Here is a 20,373-nt window from a genome sequence, read left to right as displayed (position 1 = left end):
AGATTATCTTATTGTATTTCTAAGGACAATAAATCATGATTATTCGTTTATCTAAAGCGTTGGCTGTATGTGCGGTGGCGTTATATACATCGTTAGTGGTTATCGGTAATATTACCGACTATGACACCAATTTTGCCTTAATTCGTCATGTTCTTTTGATGGATACTATCTTTCCTGAGGCCACCATTAAGTACCGTGCGATTGAGTCTCCAACTGCCCATCATGTTAGTTATGTCATTCTCATTATTCTGCAAACATTAACAGCAATACTTTGCTGGATTGGTGGCATTAGGTTATTAGCTAATTTGAAAAATACCGCGGCTAATTTTAATAGAAAGAAAAAAATTGCCATTGCTGGGTTAACCTTAGGTTTTTTGACCTGGCAAATTGTGTATATGTCATTGGGCCGAGAGTGGTTTGGTATGTGGATGTCTGAATGGAATAGTGGGGCAGAAGCGTTTCAAGTTTATACCACTATTTTGCTGGTGCTTATTTATCTTGTTCATCGCGATAGAGACCGTAATCGTGAGCGTGAGCATAATGAGATGAAGTAACCTTTTTTGTATGCCGTGAGTTGCAGCTCATCTTATTGGCAAAGTTCATTAGCATTTATAAACTTATAAATGCTAATGAACCGCTAAGTTATTGTTAGTTAAAAAATGCGTTATTCTATTTCTGAACTGAATAATGCCGGATTTTACGACGATTGCATACTAATGTTTAATTAAATGTTTTTAAAATAATTTATTAAATATATCGATGATATCAGCCTATCAGATATATAATAAAATATAGTTAATTTTAAAATTATTTTTCGCCGATATTAAGAGTATCTGGTTAAAAGAATGGTTATTTATTGCCTAGCAATAGGCGTAATCAAAATTTTAGTAGTACACTCTTTTTAATAAAAAAAATTAACATCGTTGGGGGTTAATGTTCATAAATGGTATCCATTTTAAAATAATTAAATATTGAATTAAATAAGTAGGCTGAAATTATAATTGAATTTTTGCGGCAAAATTTATTGTAACTTGTGAGATATGCAAAATATTAATAAGTGGATGCTGATTTTTGTTTATTTAATTAACTTTCATTAAAATGACAATAGGCATATTCTTAAAGTCATGCTTTTATAGTATCTGAATTATCTTAAATAATATATTTAGGTATAGATGTTAAAATATATGTTAGATTATGTATTTTTTTGATTGCAATTTGATTATTTTTAGGTAATATATTGCTTATTACAATGATTATTAATTAACATGATAGGGCTCTGTTTTTAAAATGGAATAATTATTTGGCGGCGAATTTATTAGCGATAATTTTATTACTCAAGATTGAGCATTTTTGCTTTACCTATATTTATACCGGCCTAGCTAGGTATTATTTTTTGCATAACATAAATTACAACTCCAGTTTTTAATTTTTATTATAAATTGATGTATCTCAGTATACTGCTGCGTCATTTAAATATTTCATTATGAGTTTGAAATATATCATTTGTTTTATTAGGAATATATACATGAAAAATAATCTTACCTGCTATTTTATTGGCATATTGTTAATTTTATTTTGTAATTTAGTTTTCTCTGCACCAAGCGGAACTATCAGTTTTGAAGGAAAAATTATAGAGAGCCCGTGTGTGCTGTCTTTATCCCAATCTTCTGCAAATTCTTTAACTGTCCAGATGGGTGTTTTTATGAAGGATAAAGTACCTACTGTGCGTGGCCAAAAAATTCCTGGCAGTGAAAAAGAGATAGAAATCAAGCTAGACAAATGCCCTAATGGAAGTGGTTATTCGATTTATCCTAAAATAAAAATGACGGCACCTAATGATAAATTTCATGACAAATTAATAAAGTTAGATGAATCAGGGGCACAAGGCATCGCTATCGGTCTTTATGATTTAAATGGTAAGTTATTAGATATAACAAAGCAATATGAGCATCATGCTCCTTTCGATAATAGCAATCCATTTATTATCAAGTTAAAGGCAGCTTATATTGCTAATGGGCAAAAAGTTAAAGCCGGTCAAGCAAATGCTACGGTGAATTTTGAGATCCTTTATAAATAAAAATTGATAATTGAATTTCTAGATATTTTTCCTAGTCATAGAAAGAATTCTTTATATTTATGACTAATGTTCGAGTAATAATAATGAGAAGCAGAATAATAAAGTTTTCAATACTTTATATACTATTATTTTTTATATTTGAAGCTTATGCAAATGTGACAATTAATGGAACACGCGTTATTTATGAAGGAAATAAAAGGGAAGCTTCAATTCTGGTAACAAATCATGATGAGAATAGGCCTTATTTAATTCAATCTTTCATCAGTGTTGATGCAAATGGCAAAAAAGCACCGTTTGTTGTTACCCCACCTTTGTTTCGTTTAGACGCTGGCAAAGAAAATATTTTACGAATTATGCGAACAGGTGGTGACTTGCCTTTGGATAGAGAGTCTATTTTTTATCTCAATGTGAAAGCGATTCCTTCAGCCCAGGATAATATGCAAAATACTTTATTTATTACAGTAAAAACCCGCATAAAATTATTTTATCGGCCCGAAAAAATTCAAGGTGATGCAGAAGAAAGTTATAAATTATTAACCTTTCGCCGCCTTGGTAAACAATTAGAAGTTAAAAATCCAAGTAATTATTATGTGACTATTAATCAACTTAAAATTGGCAATCAAATCGTTAATTTAAATGATACAGATATGATTGCGCCACAAGAAATAGCTTATTTTAATATATCTGCTAACTCATCTAATTTAATTAGTTGGAATAGTATAAATAGTTATGGTGGTATTAGTGCAGAGATGAAAAAAAATCTACCTTAGATGAGATGGAAGGCCTTTAATGTGATTTTTTTTAATAACCCGTTAGAAAAAAAACAATTATGTTCATTTGTTTTTTTTCTAGTCACTTTGAGTTCATTGATATTTTTACCCGAAATTATTGCTCAAGATTATTTTCCATTATCTGCGTTAGAAATAAGTAACGCTGAGCAGGCAGTTATTGACTTGAGTTCATTTTCTTCACCTGGCGGCCAATTGCCAGGAACCTACAGAGTCACTGTTTTGCTTAATGGAACAGAAAAGGAGAATAAGGATATTAACTTTGTTCAGAAGAATGGAAAATTATTTGCGGCCTTAACTGTTGATGATTTAAAGCAATTAGGGGTTAAAATCACAGCTTTTCCTGCATTGATGAAGCTACCTGCCAACCAAATTTTGTATAATATTGAGGATTATATTCCCTACTCCACAATATTATTCGATTTTCATCAACAACGCCTGGAAATTAATATTCCGCAAGCCGTTATGGATAATATAGCCAGAGATACTGTGCCATCCGATTTATGGCAACAAGGGGAATCGGCTTTTTTAATCAGTTATGATTTTAGTGGTTCACATAATCATAATTACAATATAACGAGTCAAAATTATTATTTAAATTTACACAATGGAATTAATATCGGCGCTTGGCGTTTTCGAAATCAATTAGTTTATAATTATGATTCGCAAACAGGTAAAAATAATTTATCCTCTGTTAATAGTTATATTCAACGAGATATTCATAAATTAAAAAGCCAAATTATTTTGGGTGAAACATTTACTAATAATGATGTTTTTGAAAGTATAAAATTTATTGGCGCATCAATTATCTCAGATGACTTAATGTTACCAAGTAGTCAACGTGATTTTGCGCCAGTTATTAGAGGAATAGCGCAAACAAACGCGCGAGTTACAGTGCGGCAAAATAATTATATTATTTATGAAAATTATGTTCCACCTGGTCCTTTTGAGATTTCCGATCTTTATGCAATATACGGTTCGGGTAATTTGCATGTTACCATTACTGAAGATAATGGCAAACAAACAAAATTTATTCAGCCATTTTCATCCGTGCCCATTATGCAACGAGAGGGTAAATTAAAGTATCAATTTACTCTGGGACGTTATGCTAGTTCGAGAAAAAATCTTTATAAACCCTATTTTAGCGAATTAGTCTCAATATATGGGGTTTCTAATCGATTAAGTTTATTATCGGGTATCCAAGCAGCTGAAAATTATTTATCGCTTTCGCTGGGTCTGGGATTAGGGTTAGATAATTTTGGTGCTATTTTTTTTAATGCGGTATTTGCTGATGCGAAGCTGCCGAATAATAGACGTAAAAAAGGGCAGTCTTATAAAATTCAATATGAGAAAAGTATTGATGAAATAGGAACATCATTTAATTTTTCTGGAAATTTTTATACTAGCCCTGAATATTATTCTTTTCCAGAAGTAAATAGACCTTTAAGAAAACAGGATACTGCAAATGGACAAAATAAACTTAGCCAATTTCAGTTTACACTCAATCAAAATATGGAGGACTTTGGTAATTTTTATTTTTCTGCTTATTGGCAGAATTATCGCCGAAAAAAAGGCACTACTCAATCATTGTCTGCCGGCTACAATATTAATATTGCTGATATTACCTTTGGAATAAATTTATTTTTTAATAATAATGATGAATCTACTGAAAATAAAGATAAGCAAATTGCATTTAATGTTTCTGTACCCTTCAGTAAATGGTTACCTAGTGGTTGGATCACATATAATATTAATAATAATACAATAAATGGGCAGCAATTAGCCATTAATGGCAGTTTATTAGGTAATGATGAATTATTATATAATGTTCGATTAGATAATAATTATACTAGTTTAAAAGAATTAGGTGGTGGTATTTCTTTGAATTATAGCAATAACCTGGCTCGTATGAATGTAGGGTATAATTATAACAATAACGAACGTTCTTTTAATTATGGGCTTTCAGGTGGCATGATTGTTCATCGGAATGGGATTGTTTTTTCTCAACCATTAGGGGAAACGGTCATATTAGTTAAAGCTGATGGGGCGATGGAAACCAAAATATTAAATCATCGTGGTGTTAAAACTGATGCACGCGGTTATGCGGTGATCCCCTATAGCGAACCGTATAATTATAACTATATTACCATTGATACTGAATCATTAGCCAATGGAGTGGATATTGATAATCCGGTGCAAAAAGTGGTACCAACCAGAGGGGCGGTTGCAACGGTTAATTTTCATGTGCGTCGTGGTAATCGTATATTGGTCAAATTATCGCAAAATAATAAGCCAGTCCCTTTTGGCGCGATTGCCACATTAATTGATGGTGATAGCCATGGCATTGTTGGTGATGATGGAGAATTATATTTAAATGCAGTACCTGATTTAGCCAACATAAAAGTTCAATGGGGAAAAAATGAACAGCAACAGTGTTACGTCAAATTAGATCTTTCTAAACTAGCAAAAGAATTAGATATATTAGAAATCGATGCTGATTGTTATATAGATAAACATTTTTCCGTATAAATTATAATAGGAATTATATGTCATTTAAATTTAAGATATATTTATTGTTAATTTTTATTTTAATTCAAAGTTATATATCATTTGCTATTGCGGGAAAATGTTCAGCTGATATCACAGAACAAAATATCGTATTTGATGAATTATCAGTTCATTATGATAATACCCATTTCCCCTATAAAGTAAGAAAAATTGGCAGTGAAATTAAGATTAATTGCCAGCAGAAAGGTGATAACTATGTCTATGTTAAATCTATTGAAGGAATAAAATCAGTCAATGGGTATTATTTCAATACAAATCTTAACGGTGTGAAATTGCGCTGGAAGCTTGAACGAAAAGGATCTGGAGCAAAAAAAATGGAATTAAATGGTTATAGAAGGATTGATGAAGGTAATAAAAAAATATTTATTGGTCGTTTTACTATAATTATTTATCCTGATTTTCAAGCTGGAGAAGTGAATCCCATAAAAATAACGCTTGCTCACCGCGATGGAAACCAGGATACGGGAGAAACATTATTTACTTATCATATTCCTAAATTTAAAATTAAGGAACAGTCATGCAAAATAAAAACACCAAAATTAAATGTTCAGATGGGGACAGTATTTAAAAATAATTTTAAAGGTAAAGGAAGTACCACCGGAGAGCGGAATTTTAATATTGATGTAAACTGTAAAGGTGTTAACCAAGCTTATATTACCTGGCAGGGGGGAGATTCAAATGGTGTTATACCAGCGGATAAAAATTCCTCAGCAACTGGGGTTGGGATTCAGATTTTTGCGAAGAATACACCTATAATATTTAATAAAAAACTGGATATAGATTTTTTTAAACAATTGACTTATAGTGCAAAATATTATCAGACTGGGAATAGTATTTCTGCTGGAACGGTTAATGCAACAGCAACATTTACTATTGATTATAAATAAAATAATTTGTTATTAAGGATATTAATATATGATTACCGATAAGATATGCTGATTATTTAATTTTTTAGCGTTTATTCTATTTGTTTATTCATTTAACTGTCATTCTGACTTCACGTTACTTTGATTAAACAGTAACATTTTTATTTTTACCTATATTAATAATGTTTATTATTTTACAATAATAACATTTTTAACCAGTCATTAACGCTCAACCTATTAATAGTTTAACAATTGTATTGTTAGCGCTGTCACAAAAAAATATTTCTTTTTTTATTTTTAACCACTCATTGAATTTATTTAACCGTTTACTTAGAAAAAATCAACTTCTTCCTCTTCCGTTTTATTATAATCATCATGGCAAAGGATGTTTTTAAACTGCCATGAATTAAAAAATAGATGCTGAAAATAGTCAATAAAAGTTATTCCCATATGACATGTTTATTTCACCTAGGAAGAGTTTCTTAAATGAATAAGAATAATATATTAAGGCATATCCCTTGGTTAATATTAGGGATCATTGGTGCTATTTGTTTAGGTGTGGTTGCCCTTAGACGTGGAGAGCACATTAGTGCTTTATGGATCATTGTTGCTGCCATTGCCGTTTATTTAATTTCGTACCGCTATTACAGTTTATATATTGGCAAAAAAGTATTGCAGCTTGACCCAACCCGTTCCACACCCGCCGTCCTGAATAATGATGGCTTAAATTATGTACCAACCAATCGCAATGTGTTATTTGGCCATCATTTTGCCGCCATTGCCGGCGCCGGCCCATTAGTCGGGCCGGTATTGGCGGCCCAGGTTGGTTATTTGCCAGGTACACTATGGCTGTTGGCAGGTGTCGTGCTCGCCGGGGCGGTGCAGGATTTTATGGTGTTATTTATTTCATCGCGCCGCAATGCGATTTCTTTAGGCGAAATCGTAAAAAAAGAGATGGGGGTAGTACCAGGTTCAATTGCATTATTCGGCTGCTTTTTGATTATGATTATCATATTAGCCGTATTAGCGTTAATTGTTATAAAAGCATTGGCTGAAAGTCCATGGGGAGTTTTTACCGTTTGTTCAACGGTACCAATTGCGCTTTTTATGGGTATTTATATGCGCTATATTCGGCCAGGCTGTGTTGCTGAGGTCTCGATTATCGGTATTACTCTGTTGATTGTGGCAATTTGGTTTGGTGGTATTATTGCTCATGATCCTTATTGGGGACGTGCGTTAACCTTTAAAGATACGACCATTACGTATGTCTTAATTGGTTATGCTTTTGTTTCAGCGCTATTGCCGGTGTGGTTGATTTTAGCGCCACGAGATTATTTGGCGACCTTTTTGAAAATAGGTGTCATCGTTGGTTTAGCAATTGGCATTATCATTCTTAACCCAGCTTTAAAAATGCCGGCTGTAACCCAATTTGTCGATGGAAGCGGGCCAGTTTGGAAAGGAACATTATTTCCATTTCTGTTTATTACTATTGCGTGTGGGGCCGTGTCTGGTTTTCATGCGTTAATTGCGTCGGGAACAACGCCTAAATTATTGGCAAATGAAACCGATGCTCGCTACATCGGTTATGGCGCTATGTTGATGGAGTCATTTGTGGCTATCATGGCGCTAGTTGCTGCTTCTATCATTGAACCTGGTCTCTATTTTGCAATGAATACCCCTCCGGCCGCATTAGGATTTACCATGCCTAATTTGCATCAATTAGGCAGCTCCGATGCAGCTATGATTATGGCACAATTGAAAGCAGTTACCGTACATGCTGCAGCAACTGTCAGTTCTTGGGGATTTATTATTTCGCCAGAGCAAATCTTGCAAACGGCTAAAGATATCGGTGAACCTTCTGTTTTGAATCGTGCCGGTGGCGCGCCTACGCTTGCGGTAGGTATTGCTTATGTATTTCAGCAAATTATCCCTGCTGCTGATCTGGGATTTTGGTATCACTTTGGTATTCTTTTCGAAGCTTTATTTATTTTGACCGCTTTGGATGCCGGCACACGTTCTGGTCGATTTATGTTACAAGATCTTTTGGCTAATTTTATCCCGGCGCTGAAAAAAACAGATTCATTAGTAGCTGGTATTATTGCTACTGCCGGTTGTGTTGGTTTATGGGGTTACCTGCTTTATCAAGGGGTTGTTGATCCTTTAGGTGGTGTTAAAAGTTTATGGCCATTATTTGGTATCTCCAATCAGATGTTGGCAGCGATTGCGTTAGTTTTAAGCAGTGTTATTTTGATTAAAATGAAGCGTACTAAGTTTATTTGGGTAACACTTGTTCCAGCAATATGGTTATTAATATGTACTACATGGGCGTTGGGTTTGAAATTATTTAGCGCTGATCCTCAGTTGGAAGGCTTTATCTATTTGGCTCATTCATACCAAGCAAAAATAGCAACCGCTGCCACTGCTACAACGGCGCAAAAACTGTCTGATATGCATCATATTGTGATCAATAATTATACTAATGCAGGATTAAGTATTTTATTCTTGCTCGTGGTGTATAGCATTATTTTTTATGGGCTTAAAATAGCGATAAAAGCAGGAAGAACAGCTAGACGTTCAGATATGGAAACACCTTATGTTACTGTCGCTGAAAGCGATATTAAAATTTCCTCCTCACATTAATTAGTATTATTTTTCCCCACAAAATAGGTTATCACTTAGGTGGGAGTTTTTTGAGGTAATAAATATGTTTAATAATCTTGCACAAGCAGGCAAATATTTGGGACAGGCGGCACTTATGCTAATCGGTATTCCTGACTATGATAATTATGTTCAGCATATGCGTCATAATCATCCTGAGCAGCCTATTATGAGCTATGAAGAATTTTTTCGGCAACGTCAGGCAGCGCGTTATGCTGGTAGTGATAAAGGGGGTTTTCGCTGTTGCTAGCGATTATTCAATGGATAGGATAACTGAGGCTTAGCATGACACCAATATCAGTAACAATATTGACATGATTTTTAGGAGCAGGCAAAACGACATTACTTCGTCATATTCTCAATGTAAAGCATGGCTATAAGATTGCAGTTATTGAAAATGAATTTGGGGCAGAATCGATTGATAGTGAGCTTATCGGTGATAATGCCACTCAAATAACAACCTTAAGTAATGGTTGTATTTGTTGTAATCGCTCGAATGAATTAGAAAATACGCTATTAGATTTACTGGATGGTATAGATAAAAAACGATTGGTTTTTGATCGCCTGGTTATTGAATGTACTGGAATGGCTGATCCAGGCCCTATTACTCAAACTTTCTTTTCGCACCAAGTTTTTTGTCAACGTTTTGTTTTAGATGGCATTATTGCTGTTGTGGATGCAGTACATGCTGAAAAACAACTGAATCAATTTATTATTGCTCAAATTCAGATTGGTTATGCGGATTGTATTTTGCTGACTAAAACTGATGTTCAATCAAATAATAGCGCATTGATAGCGCGTTTACAGCGTATTAATGCCCGAGCCGCTATTTATCCAGTCACCCATGGTGATATAGCTATAGCACCCTTATTTAATTTAAATGGATTTATGCTTAGCGATAACTTAACCATTGCAAAACCAGTTTTTCGCTTTATGTCTAGCACACAAAATGCTATTCAATCGATTGTAGTCTATCTTGATCAATTGGTTGAATTGTCGAAATTATCAAAAATGATGGAGACCTTATTATGTCACTATGCTGATAATCTTTTACGTTATAAAGGAATATTAGCGATTAAACATCAGCCTTGTCGATTAATATTTCAAGGCGTGCAGCGTTTATACAGTGCAGATTGGGATCGTGAATGGCAAGCAGGCGAGACGCGTCAAGGTGTAATGGTTTTTATTGGTTTACATTTACCGGAAGAGGAAATACGACAACAATTTGCATTATTAACAGAAAGCGTTAGTTGATCAGTTTTTTGTGGCTACCTTGGTTGCTTAAAGACAACTAAGGTAGCAATGGTATTAGATATCGAGCCGCTTAGTTTGCCAACGCTTAGAGCGCCAACGCCAGGCATTGGTTAGACCGCGTAGCCATTCATCACATAGGAATCCAAGCCAGATCCCTAATAACCCCATTCCCATTTTTAAACCTAAAAAATAGCTAATTGGCAGCGCAATACCCCACATAGAAATAAGTGCGGTGCAGAAGGGGAAACGGGCATCACCAGCAGCACGTAAGGCATTCACCATGACAATATTCAGTGTTCTGCCAGGCTCTAGGAAAACAGAGAGTAAGAACAGCGGAAGTAATAATTTTATAATATTTTGATCTTCAGTGATTGCATCCAATAGTGGTATACGAAATAACCAGAAACAAAAGACAATACCAATGGTAATAAAAAATCCCCATTGCAAGCTTTTCAATCCTCTCTGGTAGGCATCCTCAAAGCGCTTGGCGCCGACTAAATGACCCACCATGATCTCATTACCAATACTAAGGGAAATACCAAACAACATAATAAATAGTGAAAGTTGGAAATAGAGAGTTTGAGCAGCAAGAGAGGTTTCTCCCATTAAACCGATGAAAGCAGAAGCGACCATATAGTGTAAAATCCAGACTAAATTTTCGCCTGCTGATGGTAGTCCGATATGTAATATTTTATTCAACATACTTTTTGACCAGCGGAACAGTAAAGTGGGAACAAATTTGATCCTCAGGCCACTAAACAGTAAGAAGAAAAGTAATACAATAGCGATTATGCGTCCGATAGCAGTAGACCAGGCAACGCCGGTTAAACCATATTGAGGTAAGCCAAAAAAACCATATAAAACAATCATATTGCCGAAGATGGTGATTAGATTAGCAATAAATGTTACCCACATTGCCGGTTGTGATCTGCCATAAACACGTAAGCAAGCCGCTAATATAATAGAAATTGCTTCTGGTATTAAACATAAACCAAGAATATGTAAGTAAGCATAACCATAATCAAGTAAATGTGCTGGTGTATTCATGATCCCGAGGATCTTATAGCCAAACAGTAGAATAATGACAGCACTTAGAAAACCTAATAGGAAGTTAAAAGCAATCGAGATATGAATGGCTTGACTGGCCTTTTCTTTTTTACCTGCACCTAAATATTGGGCGATAACAACGCTGCATCCTACACTGATAAAGTTAAATATGGTGATAAAAAGATCAAAAACTTGGTTGCCTACGCCCATTGCAGCCAGATAAGCTGTGGAGACGTGGCTAACCATATAAGTATTGATAAGTAATGTCGCAAAATGGAGCAGAACATCAATAAAGATCGGCCAACTTAGCGAATAGAGCGAACGCTCGGTAACATCAGATGAATGCATTATGCACCTTTTTAAGTAAACAAAAAGCTTTTTGGCAAAATAAACAAAAAACGACTAAATATTTTACACATTTTATATATGTATGATAGATGATTAACTATTTATTATTTATTGGTATTTTTTTATTTAAATTTCGTTAGTTAAATTAATTGAATAGTTAGGCGTTTTTTCTATTTTTGTAATCTCTAATTCTATATTAATTAAATTAGATGATAAGCTTCTATTGGTAAGGATATTTTAATATTTTGTTAATTATTATTAATTTATTGCAACATCTATTTATTTGCTAGTTATCTATTAAATAAAATAAGCCTGTGGTAAATACCACAGGCTTCTGGTGCTAGCGATCAATAGTTTGGTTGATTTAACAACCTAAAATGGATTAAAAATTATTTTCGTTTTATCGTTTTAAATATTTTTGTCGTTTCAGTTATGGCAGTTTCTGCCGGTAAACGTTCCATAGAACTTGCCCCATAAAAACCGTGGCAATCAGGACAGTTTTGTAAAATATATTTGGCATCTTCAGGTGTTGCAATCGGACCGCCATGGCAAAGTACAATAATATCTTTACGAACAGATTTTGCCGCTGCCGCCCAATCGTTAATAAGCTTTACGCAATCCTCTAATGCGTGAGTTGTTTTTGCGCCAATATCACCACCCGTTGTTAATCCCATATGCGTGACGATAATATCAGCGCCAGCTTCTGTCATGTTTTTAGCATCAATAGCACTAAAAACGTAAGGGGTTGTTAATAAATCTTTTTCATGGGCTTGCCGGATCAAATCCACTTCTAACGCATATCCCATGCCCGTTTCTTCAAGGTTAGCTCGGAAATTACCATCGATCAAACCTACTGTAGGAAAATTTTGTATACCGGCAAATCCCATCATTTTTAGGGAGTCAAGGTATTGATCGAATTGGCAAAATGGGTCGGTACCATTAACACCAGCTAATACCGGAGTATTTTTAACTACGGGTAAAACTTCTTTTGCCATCTCTATAACAATATCGTTGGCATTGCCATAAGCGAGTAAACCTGCCAATGAACCTCTGCCAGCCATGCGATAGCGACCGGAGTTATAAATTACAATAAGATCGATCCCTCCTCTTTCTTCACATCTTGCTGATAAACCCGTGCCGGCACCACCCCCGATAATGGGTTGACCCTGCGAGATCATCATTTGAAATTTTTCTAATAATGATGCGCGTGTTTGTTTCATATCAATAACTCCAATTTAATTCATTAATTCTTGCTGCAATTGTATCACTTGCTGACAGAATTCTGTTGAGTTGATATGGTAAGGACTGATTATTAATTTTCTGTTAGCGGTGATCTGGTAGTTGGATTTAAACGCATCAATGAAAGCTTGGTTAGCTTGTGGTGACCAAAAAGCTCCACCCTCAATATCTAATGCGGAGAATCCTCCTGTTGGAATAATGAAAGTAACAGTGCCTTGGCATTGATTAAGTTTCTGTGCGATCCAAACTCCCATCTGATCATTTTCCTCGGCTGTAGTGCGCATTAAGGTAACTTGACTGTTATGATGATAAAAATGGCGATCTTTATATTTTTCAGGGATCGTTGCTGGGCGACCAAAGTTAACCATATCTAATGCACCACAAGAGATGATACAGGGTGTTTGGGTACGTATGATTGCGCCAAAGCGATCTTCGTCACAGGCAAGTATACCGTCAAAAAGGTAATCACAAACTTCGGTGGTTGTGATATCTAGCACGCAATCTACTAATTGGCTATCAACCAGTTTTTCCATTGCTTTGCCACCACTTCCGGTGGCGTGAAAGACTAAACAATCATAATGATCAGCTAATTTTTTGGTTAACTGTTGGACACAGGGCGTTGTTACACCAAACATAGTTAGTGCCAATATTGGTTTATTATTGTCTTCAGTATCATCAGCAGAATTAAAAAGTACTGCACCTGCGATTTGGGCAGCGGCATTTTTTAGAATTTTACGGGAGATAACATTAAGGCCAGAAATATCTGTCACTGAGTACATCATGGCAATATCACTGGCACCGATATAGCCTGAAACATCACCGGATGCCATTGTTGAGACCATTAATTTAGGAATACCAACGGCAAGAGATTGCATTGCGGGTGTAATAAGCGCTGTTCCACCTGAGCCACCTAATCCAAGAATAGCTAAAACATCTTTTTGTTGTAACAGATATTTTTCAAATGCGATTGCCATCGCGGCGACAGCTTTACCTCTATCTTGGCCAAAGATAGCATCTCTTCCTATAGGATGATAGCTAGCAACAGTTTCAGCCGTAATATCAGCTTTATCATCCAAATTGTCAGCTTTAGTACTTAAATCAACAATACGTACCGCTAAGCCCGTTTTTTTTATAAGTTGGCTAACATAAAAAGTTTCGATACCTTTGGTATCGAGCGTCGCTGCAATGTAGATATATCCATGCTGTTCCTTCATCATAAATCCTTGATTGTTTGCTGACTTGGATGGGAGTATTATAGGCACATTAAAAGTAAGCTATCATTTGTGCTTTGTATAAATTGAGATATTAGTCTCAATTTATTTTTAATTCTTTAGCGTTATATTGTTTCTTAATGCAGTACATTCTAATTATAAAAGTTATCGTAAAGGTGACGTTTAAATCCATTTTGGTTAAAAATAAAGGATAAATTTTATGACGTCAATTGATCTTATTTCACAATACACAGGTACTAGAAAACGGACTTTTAACCGATTAATTTCTACTGCATTGAGCTTGTTTGAAGACGGGAAATTGCCTTCTGTTTCTGAAGTTGCATCTCATGCTCATGTTTCGAGAGCGACCGCTTATCGTTATTTTCCAACTCATAGCGATCTAGTTTCTGCCATTGTGAGTGAAAGCTTAGGGCCTATTTTAACCTGGTTGCCTGATAGCCAAAAAACGGAAGAACGGATCCAAGAATTATTGTTATTTGCCTATCCGCGTATGTTTCAATATGAAGGAGCGCTTAGAGCAGCATTGCAAGTTTCTTTGCAGCAATGGGCGGCAGCTCGTTCATCGACAATTAAGGCAGAGAAACGGTTAGTTCGTGGACATCGGAAAGATACTTTGGCGATGATAGTTGAACCGATGAAGGATGACTTTTCGCCAGAAATTATTGAGAGAGTAAAAAGAGCATTTTCGCTTATTTATGGTTCTGAAGTCTTTTTGGTAATGAAAGATATTTGGCATATGGATAATGCAGAGGTAATAGAAATTAACCAATGGATAGCAAAAGCCATTTATAATCAAGCCATAAAAGATAATGAAAAAAAGCAATAGGCCTGTTTATTATCCGATAATATATTTAGTATATCCTGGCTTTAAAGTAAAAATGAATATCAATAATAAAATGGAGTCGTGTGATTAGTGGATAAGATATCTATTCTCGATCCACTAATCGATATAAATTACAGTTCTGGCAGATTACGGCCGTAATAGATTTCTTGCATCTCTTTTTTTAACAGATAAGTAATCCGTTTTTTTTCCTCAGGGGCAAGTTGTTCTGCGGTCGTATTAAATAAATAGTTATTCAAATTAAGCTCAAAGTCTTTTAGCATCATTTTAGTATGAAAAAGATTTTCCTGATAGAGGTTAACATCTATCATATGATACTGAGACTGAAATTCTTCCGGCATATAATTTTGAATGGAGTTGATTTCGTGATCAATATAGTGTTTGATGCCGTTAACATCGCGGGTAAAACCACGAACCCGATAATCAATAGTAACAATATCTGATTCAAGTTGATGAATAAGATAGTTAAGGGTTTTTAATGGCGAAATCACGCCACAAGTGGAGACTTCGATATCTGCTCTAAAAGTACATATACCATCATCTGGATGACTTTCTGGGTAGGTGTGAACACAAATATGACTTTTATCGAGATGAGCAACGATAGAATCAGGTAATGGCCCTGGATTTTCTGTGTTGTCTACATTTTGGGGATTTATTGAATTTTCGCTGATCAAAATTGTAACGCTGGCACCTTGAGGATCATAATCTTGCCGGGCAATATTCAAGATATTGGCATCAATAATAGAGCAGGTTTCAGTTAGAATTTCAGTCAAGCGGGTTGCATTATATTGCTCATCAATATAGGCCAGATAACTATGGCGATCTGCTGTTGTTTTGGCATAACAGATATCATATATACAGAAACTTAGGCTTTTAGTTAAATTATTAAAACCATGTAATTTCAATTTTTGCAATTTATTTCACCTCCTATTGAGTAAAACTATGCTTTGTTAGCAAGTAAATCCAGTAAGTACTGTGGTAACGCGAAGCTGGCTAGATGTAATGCGGGTGTGTAATAGCGACAGATAATATCTGCTTTTTTAAAACGATCTTCTAATATTTGCAAGGGTATTTGATCTAATTTTGCTGTTTGGCTTGCCCAGGCAAAGGTCATCATTCCGCCATAGTAAGACGGTATAGCGGCTTGATAAAAACCGCAATCTTTAAAGTAAACAGAGAGTTTTTGGTGACTATTAATCACTTCATCTTGTTGCAGGAAACAAACACCATTTTGGGCCACTAAAATACCATTTTCATGCAGGCAGTTGCCACATCCTTGGTAAAAATCTGAGGTAAATAGCCCTTCTCCTGGTCCAATAGGATCGGTGCAATCAGAAATGATTAGGTCAAATTTCTGCTGGCTGGTCTTAACAAAATTGACACCATCATCAATGACCAATTTAATACGGGGATCGTTATAAGCGCCTGCATTATGATTGGGTAGATATTGGCGGCAGAATTCGACAACACTGGCATCAATTTCAACCATCGTGATGCTTTCTAAATATTGATGTCGACATACTTCACGTAACATTCCGCCATCACCACCACCAATTATCAGTACTTTTTTAGCGTGGCCATGGGCAAATAAAGGCACATGAGTCATCATTTCGTGATAAATAAATTCATCCCGTTCAGTTGTTTGTACCACACCATCAAGGGCCATAATGCGCCCCATTTCAGCATTCTCAAAAATAATCAGATCCTGGTGAGCGGTTTTATTATGGTACAGTATATTATCAATAGTAAAATATTGACCGACATTGTGGTGGAGTGTTTCAAGCCAAATTTCTTTTTTTGACATACTTGTCTTTTCCTTTCTAACAGAGTTAAAAAAGCGCAGCTAATAATTTATTTCGTTTCAATGGTAAGTAAGAAATTTCTTATCTAAATGCATGAAAGAAAGTATTTATTTTACATAGGCAAATAACGCTAAAGCATCATTGGCAAGCACCCGGCATTTCTTTTTACGGGGGATAGGGATTTTTTTTAAGTCATCATAACGCTCTTCATTTAGTTTTTCCATGGCAGGTTTGTCGTAATTACTTAGATCCCAATGATTACTCTGAGCAAAATAGAAGATTGCTCTTTCAATTTCACGATCAGGAATTTGTGTGTAACCACAATCATGCTTTAAAAATATATAAACTGCCGTTAAATCAGCAAGATTTTCTGTTTCATTGCTTGATAGGGCAGATGCTTTGGTGGAAAAAATAAACCAAAAAAACAGAGCTACATGTGAAATAAAAATAATTTTACGCATTCAGTTAGTTGTATAATTTAAATGTCAATTTATTCTATTAATACCAATAGAACGATGAAGTATACTTATTTTCAGCTAAAGCAGATAAATATATTGTCATATTACATAAAAAAATATCGGCTTGACCTTCCAGTAAGTGGAACCTCTATATTTTAGTGAATTTATCTATTTTCTACCATTTCATATTTATACCTTATCTTATTAGGGTTTAATAATAAAGGAGCAAGCTATGTTGCGTCGGGATTTTATGAAACTGGCAGCGGCGATGGGATCAGTAAGCTTATTACCAACTTGGAGTCGTGCTGCATTGTCTGCAACGCAATATCCTTGTTTACCTATTCCAGCATTATTATGGCCGGACAGCCATGGCAAAATTACCATCCGAGTTACTGAAGGTAAAACACAATTTTTACCCGCTAAATCAGCAGTAACATGGGGTTATAATGGATCCTTGTTAGGTCCAGCTATCAAGCTTAAATCAGGCCAACGTATCACTATTGATATTCACAATCAGTTATCCGAGGCTACCGCACTGCATTGGCACGGACTAAAAATTCCCGGTGAAGCTGATGGTGGACCTCATGCGGTAATTAAACCCAATGCGGTAAGAAGGGTTAATTTTGCCGTTAACCAGCCCGAGGCAACTTGTTGGTTTCATCCGCACCCTCATGGTAAAACGGGTTATCAAGTTGCCATGGGGTTGGCGGGTTTAGTATTAATTGAGGATGAACATAGCCAATCACAAAAATTGCCAAATCAATGGGGTATCGATGATATTCCCGTTATTTTGCAGGATAAACGTTTAAATCGTGCAGGGCAGATAGATTATCAGCTTGATGTAATGAGTGCTGCTGTTGGTTGGTTTGGCAACATTATGTTGACTAATGGAGTTGTATTACCTAAACATACAGCACCTAGGGGGTGGTTACGTTTACGTTTTCTTAATGGTTGTAATGCTAGAAGTTTAAATCTGGCAACCAGTGATGGGCGTAAAATGTATATTATTGCGAGTGATGGTGGACTATTAAATGAACCGGTGGCAGTTGATCAATTACCGATGATCAGCGCTGAACGTTTTGAGGTACTGATCGATGCCTCGAATGGTAAAGCGTTTGATATTGTTACATTGCCAGTTAAACAAATGGGGATGACAATAGCGCCTTTTGATCAACCCAAAGCTGTATTGCATATTGAGCCGGGATTAAATGCAAGAGCGACTTTTTTACCTGATAGTTTAGCTTCTATTGCCTCATTGCCTGATTTGACTGGTCTTAAACAGCGTCAATTGCATTTAAGGATGGATGCACGTTTAGATATGCAAGGTATGATGGCGCTCAGAAAACAGTATGGTGAACAGGCTTTGGCCGGGATGAATATGCATGGTCATAGCAATATGATGAGGGAAGATGGGGCGCATGCGATGCACAATCATCAGCAAGCGCCGATGATGAAGCAATCATTTGATCTTCTGCATGCCAATAGTATTAATGACCGTCCTTTTTTCATGACGGAGGTGGCATTTAATTTTGCAAAAGGTCAATATGAACGCTGGATCATATCCGGTCGTGGTGACATGATGTTACATCCTTTCCATATTCATGGAACTCAATTTAGGATCCTGACAGAGAATGGTCAACCAGTGGCTGCTCACCGACAAGGTTGGAAAGATACTGTGCGGGTTGATGGTGATATCAGTGAGGTATTGGTAAAGTTTGATCATATCGCAACCCAGGCGCATCCTTTTATGGCACATTGTCATTTGTTAGAGCATGAAGATACGGGCATGATGCTCAGTTTCTCTGTTAGCTAAGGTATTAACTCTTTTATTTATGTTGTTAATCAATATTGGATGAGGGCATTTTATCGCGTCTTTATTGCCCTTATGTTAGAATCTAAAGTTTTTACTTCCATGAATACCTAAAGTTATGAAACAAATTGTAGAAGTCATGATCTCAGAAGCGGATGTCAAACAACGTATTGATGAGATGGCAAAAGAGATTGTTGAACATTATAAATCATTGCAAGATGAGTTGGTGTTGGTTGGTCTGTTAAAAGGCTCTTTTATTTTTATGGCTGATTTATGTCGTAAAATTGATATCCCTCATGAAGTCGACTTTATGACGGTATCAAGTTATGGCAATGGCATGACTTCAAGCCGTGATGTGAAAATTATTAAGGATCTCGATGAAGATATTCGCGGCAAGCATGTTCTGATTGTTGAAGATATCATTGATTCAGGTAATACACTGAAAAAAGTCCGTCAAATCCTGAAATTACGCGGTCCTAAATCTGTCGCTATCTGTACGTTATTAGACAAACCTTCTCGACGTGAAGTAGAGGTTCCGGTTGAATGGACAGGTTTTGCTATTCAAGATGAATTTGTTGTGGGTTTTGGTATCGACTATGCACAGCAATATCGACATTTACCCTATATTGGGCATGTTATTTTACTGGACGATTAAGTGCTAGTGTTATTTATTGGCATGAAAAAATCGAACTAACGTTCGATTTTTTGTGGCGCTTATTATGCTTGGCTTAATTTAGCGATAGCTTGTCGATAGGTAATTTCAAGCTGTTCACGGCTATTAGCCGTAACATCAAGATCATTGAGTCTGCCATTCTGTATACCATAGACCCAGCCATGAATGTTGACGTTTTGGCTGCGCCGCCAGGCAGATTGTATTATTGTCGAATGACCCAGATTATAAACTTGCTCAATAACATTGAGTTCACATAAGCGATTTGCCCGTTCTTGCGGTGCAAGTTCACCTAAGATTGCGTTATGTTTAAACAAAATATCACGGACATGTAGCAGCCAGTTATTAATCAGTCCTCGTTCAGTGTTATCAATTGCGGCTTCAATACCACCACAACCATAGTGACCACAAATGATAATGTGTTCAACCTTTAGTACGTCAACAGCATATTGGATGACTGACAGGCAATTTAAATCAGTATGGATCACCAAATTAGCGACATTTCGGTGGACAAATAGATCACCAGGCGCTGCTTTTGTTAATTTTTCAGCGGGTACGCGGCTGTCAGAGCAGCCTATCCACAGAAAATGTGGATTTTGAAATTTTGCTAATTCTTTAAAAAAAGAGGGATTTTCTTTGGTTACGGATTCTGACCACTGAAGATTGTTTTCAAACAGCTGTTTAATTTTTTTCATCATAATTCACGTGGATTAGT

18 protein-coding genes are annotated in these 20,373 nt (G+C 35.8%); 11 read left to right on the top strand and 7 right to left on the bottom strand.

Annotated elements, in window-relative coordinates; translation table 11 throughout:
• Positions 1–35 precede the first annotated feature (35 nt).
• The 8 genes from LDL57_RS03295 (at position 36) to yjiA (ending at position 10,211) form a co-directional block, all read left to right on the top strand.
• Positions 36–554: a DUF2165 family protein gene (locus LDL57_RS03295; protein ID WP_180560634.1), complete on the top strand. Its 519-nt coding sequence runs from the start codon at positions 36–38 to the stop codon at positions 552–554.
• 971 nt (positions 555–1,525) lie between these two features.
• A complete protein-coding gene (locus LDL57_RS03290; protein WP_180560633.1) occupies positions 1,526–2,077 on the top strand; it encodes a fimbrial protein in 552 nt (183 codons plus the stop codon).
• 59 nt (positions 2,078–2,136) lie between these two features.
• Positions 2,137–2,847, top strand: coding sequence for a fimbrial biogenesis chaperone (locus tag LDL57_RS03285; RefSeq protein WP_225507052.1), 711 nt, complete (start codon positions 2,137–2,139; stop codon positions 2,845–2,847).
• A gap of 21 nt (positions 2,848–2,868) precedes the next feature.
• Complete coding sequence (locus LDL57_RS03280) at positions 2,869–5,394, top strand: fimbria/pilus outer membrane usher protein (protein WP_225507050.1); 2,526 nt, start codon at positions 2,869–2,871, stop codon at positions 5,392–5,394.
• A 17-nt stretch (positions 5,395–5,411) separates the two neighbouring features.
• Positions 5,412–6,320 (top strand): fimbrial protein, encoded by a 909-nt coding sequence (locus LDL57_RS03275; protein WP_180560632.1) that lies wholly within the window; start codon positions 5,412–5,414, stop codon positions 6,318–6,320.
• A gap of 465 nt (positions 6,321–6,785) precedes the next feature.
• Positions 6,786–8,939 carry a carbon starvation CstA family protein gene (locus tag LDL57_RS03270; RefSeq protein WP_180560631.1) on the top strand — a complete coding sequence of 718 codons (2,154 nt, stop codon included), beginning with the start codon at positions 6,786–6,788 and terminating at the stop codon, positions 8,937–8,939.
• A 64-nt stretch (positions 8,940–9,003) separates the two neighbouring features.
• Positions 9,004–9,207 (top strand): YbdD/YjiX family protein, encoded by a 204-nt coding sequence (locus LDL57_RS03265; RefSeq protein ID WP_180560630.1) that lies wholly within the window; start codon positions 9,004–9,006, stop codon positions 9,205–9,207.
• A 104-nt stretch (positions 9,208–9,311) separates the two neighbouring features.
• Positions 9,312–10,211 carry a GTPase gene (yjiA, locus tag LDL57_RS03260; protein ID WP_225507459.1) on the top strand — a complete coding sequence of 300 codons (900 nt, stop codon included), beginning with the start codon at positions 9,312–9,314 and terminating at the stop codon, positions 10,209–10,211.
• Between the two features lie 54 nt (positions 10,212–10,265).
• Here yjiA and LDL57_RS03255 read toward each other — a convergent pair whose 3' ends face one another.
• The 3 genes from LDL57_RS03255 to LDL57_RS03245 all read right to left on the bottom strand — a co-directional run bounded on the left by LDL57_RS03255 (position 10,266) and on the right by LDL57_RS03245 (position 14,059).
• Positions 10,266–11,606, bottom strand: a complete 1,341-nt coding sequence (locus LDL57_RS03255; protein ID WP_180560629.1) for an MATE family efflux transporter — start codon at positions 11,604–11,606, stop codon at positions 10,266–10,268.
• A gap of 389 nt (positions 11,607–11,995) precedes the next feature.
• On the bottom strand, positions 11,996–12,826 hold the full coding sequence (locus tag LDL57_RS03250; RefSeq protein WP_180560628.1) for a phosphoenolpyruvate hydrolase family protein: 831 nt from the start codon (positions 12,824–12,826) through the stop codon (positions 11,996–11,998).
• A gap of 15 nt (positions 12,827–12,841) precedes the next feature.
• Positions 12,842–14,059: a Tm-1-like ATP-binding domain-containing protein gene (locus LDL57_RS03245; RefSeq protein ID WP_180560677.1), complete on the bottom strand. Its 1,218-nt coding sequence runs from the start codon at positions 14,057–14,059 to the stop codon at positions 12,842–12,844.
• Positions 14,060–14,276: 217 nt separating this feature from the next.
• Here LDL57_RS03245 and LDL57_RS03240 point away from each other — a divergent pair, with 217 nt between their 5' ends.
• Positions 14,277–14,903: a TetR/AcrR family transcriptional regulator gene (locus tag LDL57_RS03240; RefSeq protein ID WP_180560627.1), complete on the top strand. Its 627-nt coding sequence runs from the start codon at positions 14,277–14,279 to the stop codon at positions 14,901–14,903.
• A gap of 128 nt (positions 14,904–15,031) precedes the next feature.
• Here LDL57_RS03240 and speD read toward each other — a convergent pair whose 3' ends face one another.
• The 3 genes from speD to LDL57_RS03225 all read right to left on the bottom strand — a co-directional run bounded on the left by speD (position 15,032) and on the right by LDL57_RS03225 (position 17,181).
• A complete protein-coding gene (speD, locus tag LDL57_RS03235; protein ID WP_180560626.1) occupies positions 15,032–15,832 on the bottom strand; it encodes an adenosylmethionine decarboxylase in 801 nt (266 codons plus the stop codon).
• A 26-nt stretch (positions 15,833–15,858) separates the two neighbouring features.
• Complete coding sequence (gene speE / locus LDL57_RS03230) at positions 15,859–16,722, bottom strand: polyamine aminopropyltransferase (RefSeq protein ID WP_180560625.1); 864 nt, start codon at positions 16,720–16,722, stop codon at positions 15,859–15,861.
• Between the two features lie 105 nt (positions 16,723–16,827).
• Entirely contained in the window at positions 16,828–17,181 is a 354-nt protein-coding gene (locus tag LDL57_RS03225) for a YacC family pilotin-like protein (protein WP_225507048.1), read from the bottom strand.
• A gap of 229 nt (positions 17,182–17,410) precedes the next feature.
• On the opposite strand from LDL57_RS03225, the gene cueO reads away from it, so the two are divergent.
• Entirely contained in the window at positions 17,411–18,991 is a 1,581-nt protein-coding gene (cueO, locus tag LDL57_RS03220) for a multicopper oxidase CueO (protein WP_225507046.1), read from the top strand.
• A 115-nt stretch (positions 18,992–19,106) separates the two neighbouring features.
• Entirely contained in the window at positions 19,107–19,643 is a 537-nt protein-coding gene (gene hpt, locus LDL57_RS03215) for a hypoxanthine phosphoribosyltransferase (protein WP_180560622.1), read from the top strand.
• Positions 19,644–19,705: 62 nt separating this feature from the next.
• Here the strand turns inward: hpt and can are convergent, their stop codons facing one another.
• Positions 19,706–20,356, bottom strand: a complete 651-nt coding sequence (can, locus tag LDL57_RS03210) for a carbonate dehydratase (protein WP_180560621.1) — start codon at positions 20,354–20,356, stop codon at positions 19,706–19,708.
• Positions 20,357–20,373 lie beyond the last annotated feature (17 nt).

It is taken from the genome of Arsenophonus apicola, from assembly GCF_020268605.1.
Classification (GTDB): domain Bacteria; phylum Pseudomonadota; class Gammaproteobacteria; order Enterobacterales; family Enterobacteriaceae; genus Arsenophonus; species Arsenophonus apicola.
This window is presented reverse-complemented; position numbering and strand designations above follow the sequence as displayed.